The following is an 18,189-nucleotide window of genomic DNA, read 5'->3' as shown; positions in this document are numbered from 1 at the left end:
GTCCGCCGGGCCGCGAGGCCTACCCCGGCGACGTGTTCTACCTGCACAGCCGTCTCCTTGAGCGCTGCGCCAAGCTGTCAGACGAGCTGGGCGCCGGCTCGATGACCGGCCTGCCGATCATCGAAACCAAGGCCAACGACGTCTCGGCCTACATCCCGACCAACGTGATCTCGATCACCGACGGCCAGATCTTCCTGCAGTCCGACCTGTTCAACGCCAACCAGCGTCCGGCCATCGACGTCGGCATCTCGGTGTCCCGCGTCGGCGGTGACGCCCAGGTGAAGAGCATCAAGAAGGTCTCGGGCACGCTGAAGCTCGAACTCGCCCAGTACCGCTCGCTCGAGGCGTTCGCGATGTTCGCCTCCGATCTGGATGCGACATCCCGTCGTCAGCTCGCCCGCGGCGCCCGCCTCACGGAACTGCTGCGCCAGCCGCAGTACTCGCCCTACCCGGTCGAAGAGCAGGTCGTCTCGATCTGGGCCGGCACCAACGGTCACCTCGATGAGGTGCCGGTGCCCGACGTGCTGCGGTTCGAGCGCGAACTGCTCGACTCGCTCAAGCGCCACACCAAGATCCTCGACACCCTGCGCGACACCAACGTGCTGAGCGACGAGACCACCGCCGAGCTCGAGAAGGCCGTCGAGAAGTTCAAGAGCGAGTTCCAGACCGGTGACGGCCGCACGCTCGGTGCGCCCGGCTCGGAGCAGTTCGAAGAGATCCCCCTGGAAGAGATCAACCAGGAGAAGATCGTGAAGAGTCGCCGGTAGCCCATGGGAGCCCAACTGAGGGTCTACCGGCAGAAGATCCGGACGGCCCAAACCACCAAGAAGATCACTCGCGCCATGGAGTTGATCTCGGCGTCGCGCATCCAGAAGGCGCAGCAGCGGGTTCAGGCCTCCGCGCCCTACGCGCGTGCCGTCACCCGCGCGGTCTCGGCGGTCGCGACCTACTCCAACGTCGACCACGTTCTCACCACGGAACCGGCGAACCCCACGCGGGCGGCGATCGTGCTGTTCACCTCCGACCGCGGACTCGCGGGTGCGTTCAACTCGCAGGTCATCCGCGAGGCGAACGAACTGCGCACGCGCCTGGAGGCCGAGGGCAGGGAGGTCGTCCACTACCTGGTCGGCCGCAAGGCCGTCGGCTACTTCGCCTTCCGCCGCCGGGCTTCTGAGCAGGACTGGACGGGCGGCACCGACAGCCCCGAGTTCACCACCGCGCAGGAGATCGCCGCAGCGATCGTCGAGAAGTTCGTGCAGCCGACGGAAGAGGGCGGCGTCGACGAGATCCATATCGTCTTCAACCGCTTCGTCTCGATGCTCGTGCAAGACCCTGAGACGGTGCGCCTGTTGCCGCTCGAGGTCGTCGAAGGCGTCGAAGAGCCCGACACCGAGCACGTCGCGCTGCCGCTCTACGAATTCGAGCCCGAGGTGAACGGGGTGCTCGACGCGCTGCTCCCGGTCTACATCGAGAGCCGCATCTTCAACGCGATGCTCCAGTCGGCCGCCGCGAAGCACGCCGCAACGCAGAAGGCGATGAAGTCGGCCAGCGACAACGCCGACAAGCTCATCAAGGACTACACCCGACTGGCGAACAACGCTCGCCAGTCCGAGATCACCCAGCAGATTTCCGAGATCGTCGGCGGCGCCGACGCACTCGTGAAGTAACGAAAGCCCTAGGAAGAGGACGAGAGATGGCTACTGCCACCACCCCCGCGAAAAAGGACGCAGCGAAGGCTCCCGCGAAGAAGGATGCGCCGCAGCAGCACGCCAGTGGCGGTCGCGCGACGCAAGCCGCAGGCGGAGTCGGACGCATCGCCCGAGTTACCGGGCCGGTCGTCGACATCGAGTTTCCGCACGACGCGATCCCCGAGATCTACAACGCGCTGCAGACCGAGATCACCCTCGCCGGTGAGACGGTGACGCTGACCCTCGAGGTCGCCCAGCACCTCGGTGACGACCTGGTGCGCGCGATCGCTCTCAAGCCGACCGACGGTCTCGTGCGTGGCCAAGAGGTGCGCGACTCGGGTAACCCCATCTCGGTGCCGGTCGGCGACGTCACCAAGGGCAAGGTGTTCAACGTCATCGGCGAGGTGCTCAACGCCGCGCCGGGCGAGAAGATCGAGATCACCGAGCGCTGGCCGATTCACCGTCGGCCTCCGGCCTTCGACCAGCTCGAGTCGAAGACCCAGCTGTTCGAGACCGGCATCAAGGTCATCGACCTGCTCACCCCGTACGTGCAGGGTGGCAAGATCGGCCTGTTCGGGGGCGCCGGCGTCGGCAAGACCGTGCTCATCCAGGAGATGATCTACCGCGTTGCCGCCAACCACGGTGGTGTGTCGGTGTTCGCCGGTGTCGGCGAGCGTACGCGTGAGGGCAACGACCTCATCCACGAGATGGAGGAGGCGGGGGTCTTCGACAAGACCGCCCTCGTCTTCGGCCAGATGGACGAGCCCCCCGGAACGCGGCTCCGTGTAGCGCTTTCAGCGTTGACGATGGCGGAGTACTTCCGTGACGTGCAGAAGCAGGACGTTCTGCTCTTCATCGACAACATCTTCCGCTTCACTCAGGCCGGTTCCGAGGTGTCGACGCTGCTCGGGCGCATGCCGTCCGCGGTCGGCTACCAGCCGAACCTCGCCGACGAGATGGGTATCCTCCAGGAGCGCATCACCTCGACGCGTGGCCACTCGATCACGTCGCTGCAGGCGATCTACGTTCCTGCTGACGACTACACCGACCCGGCTCCGGCAACCACCTTCGCACTCCTTGACGCGACGACGGAGCTCTCGCGTGAGATCGCCTCGCGCGGTCTCTACCCGGCCGTCGACCCGCTGTCGTCGACCTCGCGCATCCTCGACCCGCGCTACTTGGGCGAAGACCACTACCGCGTCGCGACGAACGTCAAGGCCATCCTGCAGAAGAACAAGGAACTCCAGGAGATCATCGCCATCCTCGGTGTCGACGAGCTCTCCGAGGAAGACAAGATCACGGTGTCGCGCGCGCGCCGCATCCAGCAGTTCCTCTCGCAGAACACCTATATGGCGACCAAGTTCACCGGCGTCGAGGGATCGACCGTACCGCTCAAGGAGACCGTCGAGTCGTTCGACGCGATCGTCAAGGGCGAGTTCGACCACGTTGCCGAGCAGGCGTTCTTCAACGTCGGCGGCATCGACATGGTCGAGGCTCAGTGGGCGAAGATCCAGAAGGACAACGGCTGAGCATGGCCGACGCAAAGTCGCTGTCTGTCAGCGTCGTCGCGGCCGATCACGAGGTGTGGTCGGGCGAGGCGCGGCAGGTCGTGGCGCGCACGACGATCGGTCAGATCGGCATCCTCGCCGGGCACGAACCGGTGCTCGGAATCCTCGCTTCGGGCGAGGTGCGGGTGACGTTGCTCGATGGGTCGGTCGTGACCGCGAACGCGGAAGACGGCTTCCTCTCGGTGCAGAACGACACGGTGACGATCATCGCCGGTACCGCTAGCCTCGTGTCCTGACCCGACAGCGGAGGGCGCATGCTCATCGTGATGGCCGGACTGCCCGGCACTGGCAAGAGCGCGGTCGCATTCGGCCTCGGAGAGCGACTTGGGCTGCCGATCGTCTCGGTCGATCCCATTGAGTCTGCGATCCTCAGTGCGGGCATCGAGGCCGGACAGCCGACAGGGCTCGCCGCCTACCTGGTCGCCGAGGTGATCGCCGACTCGGTGCTCGCTTCGTCCGCCGGTGGAGTGATCGTCGACGCCGTCAACGCGGTCGAGCCGGCTCGCGAGCAATGGGTGAATCTCGGCACCCGGCACGGACAGCGCAGAATCAGTTTCGTCGAGGTCGTCTGCTCCGACGAAGCCGTGCATCGCGCCCGCCTCGAAGCGCGCGGTCGCCAACTCGCGCACATCGCCGAACCCACCTGGCACGCGGTCGAGCAGAGCCTCGATGAGTGGGAGCCGTGGGGCGGCGAGTCGGGAGCGGTTCCGCGGATCACTGTCGACTCGGTGCACCCCGTTTCCGTCCTGGTCGACCAGATCGTCGCCTTCGTGCGGTCCTAGCCCGAGCAACCTCTGCCCGTGCTCATCCTTCTCCCACCGTCCGAGACCAAGCGCGACGGAGGGGACCGGCCGCCGCTCGACCTGGCGGCTCTCTCGTTTCCGGAGCTCACGGGTGCCCGCCGTCAGGCCCTCGCGGCGGTGAAGGCCCTCTCCCGGAATCTCGCTGCGGCGACCGGGATGCTGCGCCTTGGCCCGTCAAGCGCGCGGGAGGCCGCCCGCAACCGGGTCGTCACTACCTCGCCGACGATGCCGGCCATCGACAGGTACGACGGGGTGTTGTTCGACGAGCTGGATGCCGCATCCCTCCCCGGGAGTGCGCGACAGTTCGCCGCGCAACATCTCGCAATTGGTTCAGCGCTCTTCGGGCTCAGCGGGGCGCTCGACCCGATCCCCGCCTACCGGCTGTCGCACGACTCCCGGCTGCCCGGGACGACGCTGGGCAAGATCTGGCGTCCGCCGCTCACGGCGACTCTCGCCGCGCGCGAGGGACTCATTCTCGACCTGCGCTCCGAAGGCTATGCTGCGCTCGGCCCGGCGCCCGACCGCCCCGACTCGGTGTACCTCCGAGTGGTCAGCGAGGGTGGTGACGGGCGTAAGCGTGCGCTCAACCACTTCAACAAGAAGGGCAAGGGTGCATTCGCCCGTCGCCTGCTCCTGGCTGAGATCGATCATCCCGACGTCGCGTCGCTGCTCGCCTGGGCCGCTCGAGAAGGGATCCGGCTCGAACCCGGAGCGCCGGGAGAGCTCGATTTCCTGGTCTAGCCGGGTTGCGAGCGCCAGCAGTCCGCGAGGTGGTCGTCGACGAGGCCCGCCGACTGCATGAGGGCGTACATCGTGGTCGGCCCGACGAACCGGAATCCGAGTTTCCGTAGCGCGGCGCTGAGCGCCTCCGACTCGGGGGTGACCGCGGGGATGTCGGCCCACGTGCGCGGCCGTGACCGTGTCGTCATCGGCGCGAAGCTCCAGATCAGCTCGTCGAGGGCGCCCGGGCGGTCGCGCGTCACGTCGACGGCCACGCGTGCGTTGCCGATCGCCGCGAGCACCTTGGCGCGATTGCGAATGATGCGTTCGTCGGCCATCAGCCGTTCGATGTCGTCCTCGCGGTAGGCCGCGACGGTCTCGAGCTCGAAGCCGTCGAACGCCGCCCGGAACCCGGGACGACGACGCAGGATCGTGATCCACGACAGCCCCGCCTGGAAGCCTTCGAGGCAGATCTTCTCGAACAGCGGTCGATCTCCGTGCAGCGGGGCGCCCCACTCGTCGTCGTGGTAGCGACGGTATTCGGGATCAACCCCGATCCACCCGCACCGCGGCGTGCCGTCGTCTCCGACGAGAATCTCGGGTCGGCTCACGCGGCGCCAGGCCGTTGGGCGGGTTCTTCCGCCGCCTCCTCCGCCCGCCCGGCCTCGAGATCGAACAGCGCAACCGCCTCGTGGCCGTGGGGGACCCGGTGGGCGATGCCCTCGTGGGCGAGCAACCAGGACTTGGTCGGAATGCCCTGTCCGCCGCTGTACCCGGTGATCATGCCGTCACTGCCGAGCACCCGATGGCACGGCACGATGATCGGTACCGGATTGGCCCCCACCGCACCGCCGACGGCACGCCCGGCGGTCGCCCGCCCGGTTCCGCGACCGAGGTCGCCGTAGGACACCACCTCACCCCACTCAAGGTCGACGAGCTGCTCCCACACCGAGCGTTGGAAGGCCGTGCCCGCGGCGAGGCTCACCGGCACATCGAAGTCGCGGCGCTGACCCGAGAAGTACTGCCCGAGTTGCTGGGCCGCGCGGTCGAGCACGGCGTCGGAGGATTCCGGCAGCTCGTCGTGCGGCAGCATCCCGTCGCGTTCGATCGAGAGGGCGATCACCGACGCGCCGTCGCCGACGATCTCGATGCGCCCTATCGGGCTCTCGATGCGGCGAAGGGCCGCGGGGGTGGAGGTCATGCGTCGAGCGTAGACGCCGCCTCCGACCCGGGTTCGCGGGAATCGGACATCATGCAGGGAGGCTCTCGCCAGCGCCTGGGGAGGACGCTCCCTAGGCTGGCGGAATGGAAACGCGCATCCTCGGCACGTCGGCGCTCGCGGTCTCGGTGGTCGGTCTCGGTTGCAACAACCTCGGCCGCCCGGGCACGCTCACCCTTGAGCAGGCGGGCACCGACGCGGTCATCCACGCGGCTCTCGACGCCGGCGTCACCTTCTTCGACACCGCCGACGTCTACGGAGCCGAATACGGCATGAGCGAAACGAGACTGGGTGTCGCCCTCGCTGGGCGCCGGGACGAAGCGGTCATCGCGACCAAATTCGGCCACACGTCGATGGGGAGTCCGCTCGCTGACCTCGGCCCGCGGGGCGGTCGTGTCTACATCCGCGCCGCCGTCGAGGGCTCGCTGCAGCGCCTCGGCATCGAGACCATCGATCTCTACCAACAGCACACTCCCGACCCGACTGTTCCCATCGCCGAGACCCTCGGCGCGCTGGACGAACTCGTCCGCGAGGGCAAGGTGCGCGAGATTGGCAACTCGAACTTCGACAGCGCACAGTTGGCGGAGGCAGACGTCGAGGCGACCCGCCTCGGCACGGCTCGATTCGTCTCCGCGCAGAATCACTACAGCCTCGTCGCCCGCGAGGCGGAGGCTGACGTCATCCCGACGGTCGAGCGGCTCGGGCTCGGGTTCTTCCCGTTCTTCCCGCTCGCCAACGGGCTGTTCACCGGCAAGTTCTCCCGCACCGAGCTGCCCGCCGACACGCGCATCGGTCGCCAGCGTCCCGAGGTGCACGAAAGAGCGCCATGGGATGCCATCGAAGCCTTCGAGGCCTTCGCCACGGCTCGGGGGATCGGCATCCTCGAGGCCACTTTCGGCTGGTTCCTCGCCCGCCCGGCGTTGTCGAGCGTCATCGCGGGAGCCACGAAGCCGGAGCAGATCCGCGCCAACGCCGCCGCGGGAAACGGTTGGCGTGCAACGCCCGCAGACCTGGCCGAGATTGACAGTTTCTTCGCGAATCGGATCTGAACGCCGGTTGGCGCCTAACCGGTCAGTGCCCGACCAGCGGGCCCATGACACGCGCGATGACCGATCGGCGCCGTGTGATGCGCTCCTCGACGTCGGCGGCCGACATCGCGAGCATCCCGGCATTCGCGCCGAGGAAGCGCAGCGGCTCAGGCTCCCAGTCGGGGGAGCGGTGCCCGACCCACGGCAGCCGCGTCAGCTCGGTGTCGGCATCGGTCAGCAGGTCGGCGAGGGAGCGCCCCGCGAGGTTCGTCGTCGAGAGCCCGTCGCCGACGTAGCCACCGGCCCGCCCGATTCGGGTCGTCGGGTCGTACGTCACTGACGCGTGCCAGTCCCGCGAAACCCCGAGCGGCCCACCCCAGCGGTGCGTCACCGCGGCATCCGCGACCGCCGGGAACAGCTCGACGAGGGTGCGGCGCAGGTGTCCGAAGACGCGCGGCACGCGGTCGTAGCCCGCCCGGATGGCGCTGCCCCAGTGGTACCGGGCGCCGCGCCCCCCGAACGCGAACCGATCGTCGGCGGTACGTTGCCCGTAGATGAGCAGGTGCCGGTAGTCGGTGAAGGTCTGACCGTGCGCGACGCCGATCTCGTCCCAGAACGCGGGCGGCAGCGGCTCGGTCGCGATCATCAGCGAGTACAGGGGCAGGATGCGGCGGTGCGTCGCGGGGAAGGTTGCGGTGTACCCCTCGGTCGCCACCACGACGCGGTCCGCCGTCACGACCCCGCGCGCGGTCTCGACTCGCCCGGGCGCCACCGACATCACCTCGGTGTGCTCAAGAATCCGAACGCCGCGGGCCTCGAGCACCGCGGCGAGCCCCCGCACGAGTTTCGCGGGATGCAGGCTCGCACAGTTGCGATCGAAACTCGCCCCGAGGGCTCCCGCCGCGTGCACGTCGTCGGGGCCACGCCATCCGATCTCGTCGACGCCGTAGTGCTCGGCTTCGGCGATCTCGGCGAGGGCGGCACGCTTCTGTACCTCGGATCGGACGTAGGAGATCGTGCCGCCGGTCGCGAAGTCGCAGTCGATACCGAGACCGTCGGTAACGCGGCCCACCTCGGGGACGGTGCCGATCATCGCGCGGCGCATGGCGATCGCCGCGTCGCGCCCGTGTGCGCGCTCGAGCGACGCCGTCGACCGCGGGAAGAGCGCGCTACACCAGCCGCCGTTGCGGCCCGAAGCGCCGAACCCGGCGATCTCTTTCTCCAGCACGACGATCCGCAGTGCGGGGTCGCGCTCATGGAGGTACCACGCGGTCCACAGTCCGGTGAGTCCGCCGCCGACGATCGCGACATCCGCGTCGGTGTCGCCGTCGAGCCCCACCCGCGGCGTCAGGTCACCGGCCGTCGCATGCCAGAAGCTCAGCGCCGCCATAGATGGATCTCCGCGCGATTGGACCCACATCGAGAGGGGTCTTAGCGCGCTTGGCTGGATCTAAGCAGGACGACAGGGCAGGTCACAGTCGGGTCCACGCCTCGGAGAGCACGCCGCGCAGAATCGATTCGATCTCGTCGAATTCGGGTTCGCCGATCGTGAGCGGGGGAGCGAGCTGGATGACGGGGTCACCCCGGTCGTCAGCCCGGCAGTACAGACCCGCCTCGAACAGCGCCTTCGACAGGAACCCGCGCAACAGGCGCTCCGATTCGGCGTCGTCGAACGTCGTCTTCGTTGCCCTGTCCTTCACCAGCTCGATGCCGAAGAAGTAGCCGTCGCCGCGCACGTCCCCGACGATCGGAAGGTCTTTCAGCCTCTCGAGCGTCGAGCGGAACACGGGAGAGAGGGTACGCACCCGTTCGTTGAGTCCCTCCTCTTCGAAGATCGCGAGGTTCTCGAGCGCGACCGCCGCCGAGACGGGATGCCCGCCGAACGTGTACCCGTGATAGAACGCCGTCGTGCCGTGGCGGAAGGGTTCGTAGATCTTGTCCGAGACGATCGTCGCGCCGATCGGGGAGTACCCCGAGGTCATCGCCTTGGCGCAGGTGATCATGTCGGGCACGTAGCCGTAGGCGTCGCACGCGAACACGTGGCCGATGCGCCCGAACGCGCAGATGACCTCGTCTGAGACCAGCAGCACGTCGTAGCGGTCGCAGATCTCGCGCACCCGCTGGAAGTAGCCGGGGGGCGGCGGGAAGCATCCGCCCGAGTTCTGCACCGGCTCGAGGAACACGGCCGCAACCGTCTCGGGGCCCTCGAAGAGGATCATCTCCTCGATGCGGTTCGCCGCCCAGACGCCGAACTCCTGCTCGGTGCCGCCCGGGAATCCCATCTCTTCGGCGCGGTAGTAGTTCGTGTTCGGCACGCGGAAGCCGCCAGGCGCGACGGGCTCGAACATCTCCTTCATCGCCGGGATGCCGGTGATCGCGAGCGCTCCGTGCGGGGTGCCGTGGTAGGCGATCGCGCGCGAGATCACCTTGTGCTTCGTCGGCCGGCCCTGCAACTTCCAGTAATACTTCGCGAGCTTGAACGCGGTCTCGACCGCTTCGCCGCCACCGGTGGAGAAGAACACCCGGTTGAGGTCGCCCGGTGCGTACTCGGCGAGCCGGTCGGCGAGCTCGATCGCATTCGGATGCGCGTACGACCAGATCGGGAAGAACGCGAGCTCCTCGGCCTGCTTCGCCGCGGCGGCGGCGAGACGCTGTCGCCCGTGGCCGGCGTTGACAACGAAGAGCCCGGAAAGCCCGTCGATGTACTTCTTGCCCTTCGAGTCCCAGATGTGGTGACCCTCGCCCTTCACGATGATCGGGGCGCCATGCTCCTCGACCGCCGACTGGCGGGTGAAGTGCATCCAGAGGTGGTCTTTCGCCTTCTGCTGAAGGTCGGCCTCGTCGGCCGCAGACAGTCCGGGCTTGGTCATTGCGGGCGTGGTCATCGGGTTCCCCAGTTGTAGAACTGCTTCTGCAGTTTCAGATATACGAAGGTTTCGGTCGAGAGCACGCCGTCGATCGCGCGGATGCGGTGGTTGAGCAATTCGATGAGGTCTTCGTCGCTCTCACACACGACCTCGGCCAGAATGTCGAAACTCCCAGCGGTCAAAACGACGTAGTCGACCGCGGGGATCGAGGCGAGGGCTTCGGCGACGCTCGTCGTGTCGCCGGTCACCCGGACGCCGATCATCGCCTGTCGATAGAAGCCCAGCTGCATCGGGTCGGTCACCGCGACGACCTGCATGACGCCGGCATCCGTCAGTTTCTGAACCCGCTGTCGAACGGCCGCCTCGGAGAGACCGACCGCCTTGCCGATCTCGGCGTAGGACCGTCGGCCGTCCTCCTGCAGCTGCTCGATAATGCCTTTCGACACCTCATCGAGCGCCACTGCTTTCGAGCGCGCCATGATTCGATCCTGACAGCCGTCAGAGGGCCCCGCAAGCGAATCCGCAATCTGAGGGGTCTGGGAGTGACGAAATCGCCAGTTTCGGCGGAAACCGACGCGAAGTAGGGTGGGCCCATGGCCGATCGCACTCTGCGCAACTTCATCAACAGTGAATACGTCGACGCAAAGGGGGACGGCTCGTTCGCCGTGATCGACCCCGCGACCGAGGATTCCTACGCAACCTCACCGGTGTCTGGGAAGGCAGACGTGGATGCCGCATTCGCGGCGGCGGCAGCCGCATTCGAAGAGTGGGGCGAGTCGACGCCGTCAGAGCGCCAGCTCGCGCTGTTCCGCATCGCCGATGAGGTCGAGAAGCGGGCCGACGAGTTCGCCGACCTCGAATCGCAAGACACCGGCAAGCCACGCACCACGCTCGTCGACGACGAGATCATGCTCTCCGTTGACCAGATCCGCTTCTTTGCCGGGGCCGCCCGCATCCTCGAAGGTCGCGCCAGCGGCGAATACATGAAAGACCACACGTCGTCGATCCGCCGTGAGCCGATCGGCGTCATCGGTCAAGTGACGCCGTGGAACTACCCGCTCAACATGGCCGTGTGGAAGATCGCGCCGGCGATCGCCGCAGGCAACACGACGGTGCTCAAACCCTCAGACACCACCCCGCAGTCGACGCTCCTCCTCGCCGAGATCGCGGCCGAGTTCCTGCCGAAAGGCGTGCTCAACGTGATCACCGGAGACCGCACCACCGGCGGACTGATGATCGACCACAAAACCCCGCAGATGGTGTCGATCACCGGCTCGGTGCGGGCTGGGATGGAGGTTGCGAAGGCGGCGTCCGCCGACCTCAAGCGCGTCCACCTCGAACTGGGCGGCAAAGCGCCCGTCGTCGTGTTCCCGGATGCCGACATGGCCAAAGCCGCCGAAGGCATCGCGATCGCCGGCTACTTCAACGCCGGCCAAGACTGCACCGCCGCGACCCGCGTGCTCGTCCATAAAGACGCCCACGACGCGTTCCTCGCCGCGCTCGCCGACTACGTCGCCGACAACGTCACCACCGGCGACCCGAAAGATGCCGACACCTTCTACGGACCCGTCAACAACCAGAACCAGCTCGACCGGGTGCTCGGAATGCTCGACGCCCTGCCGAAGCACGCGAAAGTGGTCACCGGCGGCGAACGCAAGGCGGGCAAGGGCTACTTCATCGAACCGACAATCGTCGACTCCCTCAAACAGAACGACGACGCCATCCAAACCGAGTTCTTCGGACCCGTCATCACCCTGCAGACCTTCAGCGACGAAGCCGAAGCCATCGCCTGGGCCAACGGCGTGCAGTACGGTCTCTCATCGAGCGTCTGGACCGCCGACCATGGCCGCGCCATGCGCTTCGCGAAACGACTCGACTTCGGCTGCGTGTGGATCAACACCCACATCCCGCTCGTCGCCGAAATGCCCCACGGCGGCTTCAAGCACTCCGGGTATGGGAAAGACCTCTCCATGTACGGGTTCGAGGACTACACGCGCATCAAGCACGTGATGTCCTACATCGGCTCGTAGTGGGTGACGCGGCCGGGGACGGATCGGGTCCTCGGGCCGAGGGAGCGGGGACCCCTACCCCGATCGACCCGATGACCCGATCCGTCCCCGGCCGCTGCGTGCTCGACGCTGCGGCGGTGCGGTGCTCGATGCGTCGGCGTGCGGGTGGAGGATAGGAGGGTGGAGCCCGACCTCGACGACACCGTTCGCGCGGTCCCGCGACCCCCCGTGGTGCCCAGCGGCGAGGATGTTGACGACACCGTCGTTCGGGGAAGCGTCGGGTTGCCGCCCATTCCCCCGGCGCTTGTCGAACCGCCTGCTCCTGAGGCGCGGCCGCTTCCGGTTGCCGTCGAGCCGGTCGCCGTCGATATCCCGGAGGACCCTGCGGCAGCAAAACCGGCTTTGCGCGCGCTGTTCGCGGATGGTACCGAGGTGCTGCTTGATGTGACCGTGTATGTGGGGCGGCGGCCGAGCATCCCGCGCATCTTCACCGGGCCGGAGCCGCGTCTGGTGACGCTTCCGTCGCCGGGAAAAGAGCTGTCGGCAACCCACCTCGAGTTGAAGATGGTGGGCGGGGCGCTCGTCGCGAGCGACATGCGTTCGACCAACGGCACCGTCGTGCAGCTCCCGGGCGCGGCGCCGCGCACCCTGATCCGCGGGGAGTCGGCCGTCATTGTGCCGGGCACCCGCATCGATCTCGGCGAAGGCGCCGTGCTCGACATCCTGCCGCCACTCGAGGAGCACGACTCGTGAGCAGCGTCGGCCGGGATCGCTCGGGGTATCGACTCACCGTTCCGGGGAAGCGACGTGGATTCGTACTCGACTGGGCGGGCCGCAGCGACATCGGGCGCAAACGCGCGGTCAACGAAGACAGCGTGTTGGTCGGACCGCTCGTGTTCGCCGTCGCGGACGGAATGGGCGGCCATGCGGCGGGCGACCGGGCGAGTGCCGCCGTCGTCGAGCGCCTCGCCGCACTCGCGGCCGACGCCGACCACGGATACCTCGACATCGCACGGCTCGACGGCGCCCTCAGCGCGGCCGCCGACGACATCGACGACTTCGCGGCTCACATCCCGATCGGTGCCGGAACCACCGTGACGGGTGCGCTGCTCGCGCTGGTCGAGGGTGAACCGAACTTCGCGGTGTTCAACATCGGCGACAGCCGGGTCTACCTGCTGGCCGACGACAAGTTTTCGCGCGTCACGCGCGACCATTCGGTCGTGCAGGAGATGGTGGATGCGGGCCTCATCAATGAGCGCCAGGCCGAAGATCACCCCGACAGCAACGTCATCACGCGCGCCGTCGGCTTCCGGGAAAGCCCTCGGCCCGACCTGTGGATGCTGCCGCTGCGGCCCGGGATGCGTCTTCTGCTGTGTTCCGATGGGCTCACCAAAGAGGTCGATGACCGAGGTATCCGTAGACATCTCGCTGCGGGAGGTACCGCCGCCGAGACGGCGGACCATCTGATGGACGCCGCCCTCGCCGCAGGGGGCCGCGACAACGTCACCGTCGTCGTGATCGACGTCACGGCGCCCGCACATCAGACCCGAAAGGGCCCGGCCAGCCCGGTCCCCAGTTCAGGGGGAACCGCCGCCTGAACGGCGGATCGACAGGCGTGGTCTGCCTACAATGGGGCAACCCGCGGCATGGAGAGGGGGTCTTCATGGCCAGGCGACTGCCGTCCCAGCCTCCCGTGCTGCCCGGATTCTCCTATGTGCACATTCTCGGCTCCGGCGGATTCGCCGACGTCTTCCTCTACGAGCAGAATATGCCGCGTCGTCAGGTCGCGGTCAAGGTGATGCTGAGCGAGGTTGTCAACGACCAGGTGCGGCAGATGTTCCAAGCCGAGGCGAACCTCATGGCGCAACTCTCGGCGCATCCCTCGATCCTTACCGTGTACGAGGCCAGCGTCTCCGGCGACGGCCGGCCGTATCTCGTGATGGAGCTGTGCTCGTCGAGCCTCTCTGACCGCTACCGCCGGGAGCGCATCCCGGTGCCTGAGGTGCTGCGCACCGCCGTCAAGATCGGAAGCGCGATCGAGACGGCCCACCGTGCCGGCGTCCTGCACCGCGACATCAAGCCGTCCAACATCCTGACGACGGCGTACGGGCACCCCGTCCTGTCCGACTTCGGCATCGCCTCGACGCTGACCACGCAGCGTGAAGAAGATTCCGTCGGCCTCTCGATCCCGTGGTCGGCACCCGAGGTGCTTCTCGACGAGACCCCCGGCACCATCTCGAGCGAAGTGTGGGCTTTCGCCGCGACGGTCTACTCCCTGCTCGCCGGTCGCTCGCCCTTCGAGGATCCGGGCGGCTCCAACAGCAGTAGCGATCTCATGTCACGCATCGCGCGGGCCAAGCCGCAGCCGATCGGCCGCTCCGACGTGCCGGCGAGTCTCGAGGCGCTGCTCAAGCGCGGGCTGTCGCGTCGCCCGGAGGCGCGCCCGGCGAGTGTCATCGAATTCATCCGCGAGTTGCAGACCATCGAAGCCGAGCTGGGGGTGCCGCAGACTCCGCTCGAGATCGCGATGGATGAATGGGCGCTCGGCACGGTCGCCGACCTTGAAGACCGCACCCGGCTGCGTCCGCTCCCGGGAGCTCGCAACTCGCCCACCCCGCGCCGTCGTCGCCGATTCGCCCCCGAAGGCGACTACGCGGGGATCGGCACCGTCCGCGAGGCGACCCCCGTGCCGCGGCGGTTCTCGCACAGTCGCCCTTCGTCGCCTCAGGGTGGCGTTCAGACGGTGACCTGGCTGCTCATCGCCTCTGCTGTTCTCGTCATCGCGCTCGGCGTCACGGCGCTTGTCGTGCTGCTGCGCGCCTCCACCGAAGATGGGATTCCGGTGGTCACCGACATTTCGGCCACCCTCAGCGACGGCAGTGTCGAGTACTCGTGGCCGGACCCGGGAATCGCCGAGGGCGACCTCTACGAGATCGAAGTGGGCGGCATCCGCACGGCGACGCAGTCGCAACCGCGGTTCGTCGTCGACACCAACCCCGGCGAGACCGTGTGTCTCGCCGTCACCGTCAACCGGCAGGGCAAGCCGGGCGAGCAGAGTGCGGCGAAGTGCGTCGACGTCCCGGATGACTGATCGATGAGCATCCGCAGCTGGGTCGCCGGCCACCGCTCGCTCGTCGCCACCGCGACGAGCGGCACCGTCGTGGCCGCCCTCGTCGCGGGGCTGGCAATCACCTCGACTGGCTACACCGCGCAGAAACTCGACCTCGGCGACGGCGCCGTCTGGGTTGCCAACGGCACTCAGCAGACGGTTGGCCGGGCGAATCCCGAGGTGCTCGAACTCAACACCGTCCTGCGCGCGGGCAGCGCCGACCTCGAGGTCGTGCAACAGGGCACCTCTGTGCTCGTCGTCGACCACGCAAACGCAACCGTCCAGATCGTCGATCCGGCCGAGTCGATCCTCGGCGAACCGATCGCGCTCCCGCCCGACGACCCGCAGGTCTTCCTCGCGGGCTCGCGAGTCGTCATCCACGCGGCAGGCACTGGCGAACTCTGGATCGTGCCCTTCGGTGAACTTCCCGACTTCGACGCGGCGCAGCCGAGTTCCCTGATCCTCGGCCTGGACTCGGTCGTGAGCGTCGCGCCCGACGGCACACTGTTCGCTTACTCCGCGGAGGTCGGCGAGGTGTTCCGGGTCGATGCGGGCCGCACCGACGCGGTCGAGGCGCGCTGGTCGACCGGCCTGGGCGACGTCAATGAGGTGCAGGTCACCTCAGTCGGCGGCACCTGGGCGGTTGTCGACGTCGACGGCCGTCGGGTCGCCCTCGAACGTGGACTCGTCGACCTCTCCGGCTTCATCGAGCCCGGAGAAGAGGTCGCCGTTCAGGAAGCCGCCGATGACGGCGAACGCATTCTGCTCGGCACCGAGACCGGGCTCATCGGCATCCCGTTGAGCGGTGCGGACCCCGTCCCGCTCGTCGACGGGCAGTCGGGGACCCCCGCGGCACCGTTGACCCTCGACGGCTGTGAGTACGCGGCCTGGGCCACCGGTACGGCCTGGCGACGGTGCGCGAACTCCGGTGAAGGCACCGGCTTCGACCTCTCGGGTGCGGCGGCCGGCGTTCTCGACTTCGCCGCGAACGTCGACCGCGTCGTACTCAACGATGTGCGGCGCGGTGCCACCTGGGCGATCCAGGACGAAGCCCAGCTGATCGACAACTGGGACGACCTCCTCGTCGAAGACCCGGAAGACCAGGCCCAAGAGAACGACGAGAACATCCCCCCGACCGTTGACGAGGAACAACAGCCCCCCGTTGCGATCGACGATGTCTTCGGGGCCCGCCCGGGGCGCGCGACAGTGCTGCCCGTGCTGCTCAACGACTACGACCCGAACGCCGACGTGCTCGTGATCGGGCAGGTCGACCCGATTCCCGAGGAGCTCGGCCGCGTCGACCTCGTGACGCGCAACCAGCAGCTGCAGCTCACCCTTGCCCCCGGGGCATCGGGCACCATCTCGTTCCGCTACACGATCACCGACGGTCGCGGCGGCATCGCGACCGCAGCGGTGTCGGTTACCGTCAGGTCGGCCGACGAGAACTCGCCGCCGCAGCAAGTGCGGTCAACGCGCACCGACGTCGCGGCCGGCGGACGGGTCACGACCCAGGTGTTGGGTGACTGGGTCGACCCCGACGGCGACGCCTTCTACCTGACGTCGGCGACGACCGGCGCTCCGGATCAGGTCAGCCACAAGCCGGACGGTGTGGTCGTGTTCGCCGACTCCGGGCAGGGTGGGGACCTGAAGTCGGTAACCCTCGTCGTCACCGACGGACTCGCCCAGTCCACCGGAAACGTGGCGGTACAGGTCAGCCCGGTCGGCGAGCTGCCGATCGTCGTCGAACCGTGGGTGGCGCTCGTGACGGCCGGGCAGGAGATCACGATCCGTCCGATGTCGCATGTGAGCGGCGGCAACGGCACCCTGCGCCTCAACGCCGTCCCGGAACGGGCGGGATCGCGTATCGAGCCGAGCTTCGAAGCCGGCACCTTCACGTTCGTGAGCGACGAAGTGCGCACGCACTACGTCGAGTTCACGGTGACCGACGGCGATCAGACGGCGACGGGTCTCGTGCGCATCGACGTGGCTGCGCCACCGGATGCCAACACCCGCCCGATCACGGTGCCCCGCACGGTCTTCATCACGACGCTCTCGAGCGACACGATCGACCCGACGACGACCGACATCGACCCCGCGGGCGGAGTGCTCGTGGTCACCGGGGTCACCAACCCTGCAGCCAGCCAAGGCGTGCGCGCGGAAGTGCTCGACCAGCGAGAGGTACGGATCACGCTGACCGCGCCTCTCGAGGGGCGCAGCGTCACGGTCAACTACCGCATCAGCAACGGCCTCGCGGATGCCGAAGGCACGATCACCGTCGTCGAGATTCCCGAACCGGCGCAGTTGCAGCCGCCGATCGCCGTCGATGACACCGCCACGGTGCGCGTGGGGGATGTCGTCGACATCCCGGTGCTCGATAACGACGAGCAGCCCGAAGGCAAGCCATTGACGCTCGTGCCGACACTCGCCGAAAACTTGCCCGAGGCCGCCGGTCTGTTGTTCGTCTCGGGCGACCGCCTGCGTTACCTCGCGCCCGAGGTCGCTGGCGACTACGTCGCGGTGTACAGCGTGGAGTCTGCGGGTCAACGTGCGGAGGCTCGCGTGACCATTTCGGTGCGGGAGGCGAATGCTGCGACCAACAGCCCGCCCGTGCCGCGCCGGATCACAGCACGCGTACTCGCAGGTGAGACGGTCCGCATCCAGATCCCGCTCAGCGGGGTCGATCCCGACGGCGATTCCGTGCAGCTCATCGGCATCACCAGCACCCCCGACAAGGGCGCCGTGCTGAGCACCGGACCGACCTACATCGAGTTCGAGGCGGGGGAGTACTCCTCGGGCACCGACGAGTTCAGCTACGCCCTGGTCGACGGGCTCGGGGCACGTGCGGAGGGAACCGTGCGGGTGGGCATCAGCCCGCGTTTGGATGGCGCCCGCAATCCGGTCGCAAACGAGGACATCGTGGCCGTGCGTCCGAATCGGACGGTGAGCGTGCAGGTGCTCGCGAACGACTCGGATCCCGACGGCAGCCCGTTGCGCGTCGTCTCGGCTGTCGCGGTCGCGGAGGGTACCGAGGCGACCGTCGTCGACGAGACCATTGTCGACATCACACCGCCCGAGGAAACCGGTTCGTATGCCGTCATCTTCACGATCCAGAACGAGTACGGCGGCACGAGTTCGAACTTCGTCACGGTCACCGTCGATCCCGCCGCGCCGCTCTCAT

General features: G+C 67.8%; 16 protein-coding genes and 1 pseudogene. 12 read left to right on the top strand and 5 right to left on the bottom strand.

Annotated elements, in window-relative coordinates; all coding sequences use genetic code 11:
* The 6 genes and pseudogenes from RMO30_RS12410 to RMO30_RS12385 all read left to right on the top strand — a co-directional run.
* Nucleotides 1–767, top strand: a pseudogene (locus tag RMO30_RS12410) (F0F1 ATP synthase subunit alpha); the annotation flags it as partial.
* Between the two features lie 3 nt (nt 768–770).
* Nucleotides 771–1,667 (top strand): F0F1 ATP synthase subunit gamma, encoded by an 897-nt coding sequence (locus RMO30_RS12405; protein WP_309713992.1) that lies wholly within the window; start codon nt 771–773, stop codon nt 1,665–1,667.
* 26 nt (nt 1,668–1,693) lie between these two features.
* Nucleotides 1,694–3,217 carry a F0F1 ATP synthase subunit beta gene (atpD, locus tag RMO30_RS12400; protein WP_309713990.1) on the top strand — a complete coding sequence of 508 codons (1,524 nt, stop codon included), beginning with the start codon at nt 1,694–1,696 and terminating at the stop codon, nt 3,215–3,217.
* A 2-nt stretch (nt 3,218–3,219) separates the two neighbouring features.
* Nucleotides 3,220–3,492, top strand: a complete 273-nt coding sequence (locus RMO30_RS12395; RefSeq protein ID WP_309713988.1) for a F0F1 ATP synthase subunit epsilon — start codon at nt 3,220–3,222, stop codon at nt 3,490–3,492.
* Between the two features lie 18 nt (nt 3,493–3,510).
* A complete protein-coding gene (locus tag RMO30_RS12390; RefSeq protein WP_309713986.1) occupies nt 3,511–4,038 on the top strand; it encodes an AAA family ATPase in 528 nt (175 codons plus the stop codon).
* 18 nt (nt 4,039–4,056) lie between these two features.
* Nucleotides 4,057–4,800 carry a peroxide stress protein YaaA gene (locus RMO30_RS12385; RefSeq protein ID WP_309713984.1) on the top strand — a complete coding sequence of 248 codons (744 nt, stop codon included), beginning with the start codon at nt 4,057–4,059 and terminating at the stop codon, nt 4,798–4,800.
* Here RMO30_RS12385 and RMO30_RS12380 read toward each other — a convergent pair.
* Together RMO30_RS12380 and RMO30_RS12375 are read right to left on the bottom strand one after the other, a co-directional pair.
* Nucleotides 4,797–5,390, bottom strand: coding sequence for a DNA-3-methyladenine glycosylase I (locus RMO30_RS12380; RefSeq protein ID WP_309713981.1), 594 nt, complete (start codon nt 5,388–5,390; stop codon nt 4,797–4,799). The two genes, RMO30_RS12385 and RMO30_RS12380, sit on opposite strands and share 4 nt — an antisense overlap.
* Nucleotides 5,387–5,980, bottom strand: a complete 594-nt coding sequence (locus tag RMO30_RS12375; protein ID WP_309713979.1) for a methylated-DNA--[protein]-cysteine S-methyltransferase — start codon at nt 5,978–5,980, stop codon at nt 5,387–5,389. Before RMO30_RS12375 ends, RMO30_RS12380 begins: the two co-directional genes overlap by 4 nt.
* Before the next feature lie 104 nt (nt 5,981–6,084).
* On the opposite strand from RMO30_RS12375, the gene RMO30_RS12370 reads away from it, so the two are divergent.
* The gene (locus tag RMO30_RS12370; RefSeq protein WP_309713976.1) at nt 6,085–7,047 is read left to right on the top strand and encodes an aldo/keto reductase; all 963 of its coding nucleotides are present in this window, start codon (nt 6,085–6,087) and stop codon (nt 7,045–7,047) included.
* A gap of 22 nt (nt 7,048–7,069) precedes the next feature.
* Here RMO30_RS12370 and RMO30_RS12365 read toward each other — a convergent pair whose 3' ends face one another.
* From RMO30_RS12365 to RMO30_RS12355, 3 genes are all read right to left on the bottom strand, one after another.
* Complete coding sequence (locus RMO30_RS12365) at nt 7,070–8,416, bottom strand: FAD-binding oxidoreductase (RefSeq protein ID WP_309713973.1); 1,347 nt, start codon at nt 8,414–8,416, stop codon at nt 7,070–7,072.
* 82 nt (nt 8,417–8,498) lie between these two features.
* Entirely contained in the window at nt 8,499–9,911 is a 1,413-nt protein-coding gene (locus RMO30_RS12360) for an aspartate aminotransferase family protein (protein WP_309713971.1), read from the bottom strand.
* Complete coding sequence (locus RMO30_RS12355) at nt 9,908–10,372, bottom strand: Lrp/AsnC family transcriptional regulator (protein ID WP_309713968.1); 465 nt, start codon at nt 10,370–10,372, stop codon at nt 9,908–9,910. Before RMO30_RS12355 ends, RMO30_RS12360 begins: the two co-directional genes overlap by 4 nt.
* Nucleotides 10,373–10,486: 114 nt before the next feature.
* Here RMO30_RS12355 and RMO30_RS12350 point away from each other — a divergent pair, with 114 nt between their 5' ends.
* From RMO30_RS12350 to RMO30_RS12330, 5 genes are all read left to right on the top strand, one after another.
* Nucleotides 10,487–11,923, top strand: a complete 1,437-nt coding sequence (locus RMO30_RS12350) for an aminobutyraldehyde dehydrogenase (protein WP_309713964.1) — start codon at nt 10,487–10,489, stop codon at nt 11,921–11,923.
* Between the two features lie 159 nt (nt 11,924–12,082).
* On the top strand, nt 12,083–12,655 hold the full coding sequence (locus RMO30_RS12345; protein ID WP_309713962.1) for a hypothetical protein: 573 nt from the start codon (nt 12,083–12,085) through the stop codon (nt 12,653–12,655).
* Entirely contained in the window at nt 12,652–13,500 is an 849-nt protein-coding gene (locus RMO30_RS12340; protein WP_309713959.1) for a protein phosphatase 2C domain-containing protein, read from the top strand. The genes RMO30_RS12345 and RMO30_RS12340 overlap by 4 nt, the downstream gene beginning before the upstream one ends.
* Before the next feature lie 65 nt (nt 13,501–13,565).
* On the top strand, nt 13,566–14,993 hold the full coding sequence (locus RMO30_RS12335; RefSeq protein WP_309713957.1) for a serine/threonine-protein kinase: 1,428 nt from the start codon (nt 13,566–13,568) through the stop codon (nt 14,991–14,993).
* A 3-nt stretch (nt 14,994–14,996) separates the two neighbouring features.
* Nucleotides 14,997–18,189, top strand: a 3,193-nt coding sequence (locus RMO30_RS12330; protein WP_309713954.1) for an Ig-like domain-containing protein, incomplete at its 3' end; no start/stop codon positions are given.

It is taken from the genome of Pseudolysinimonas sp., from assembly GCF_031389465.1.
Taxonomy (GTDB): Bacteria; Actinomycetota; Actinomycetes; order Actinomycetales; family Microbacteriaceae; genus Pseudolysinimonas_A.
This window is presented reverse-complemented; position numbering and strand designations above follow the sequence as displayed.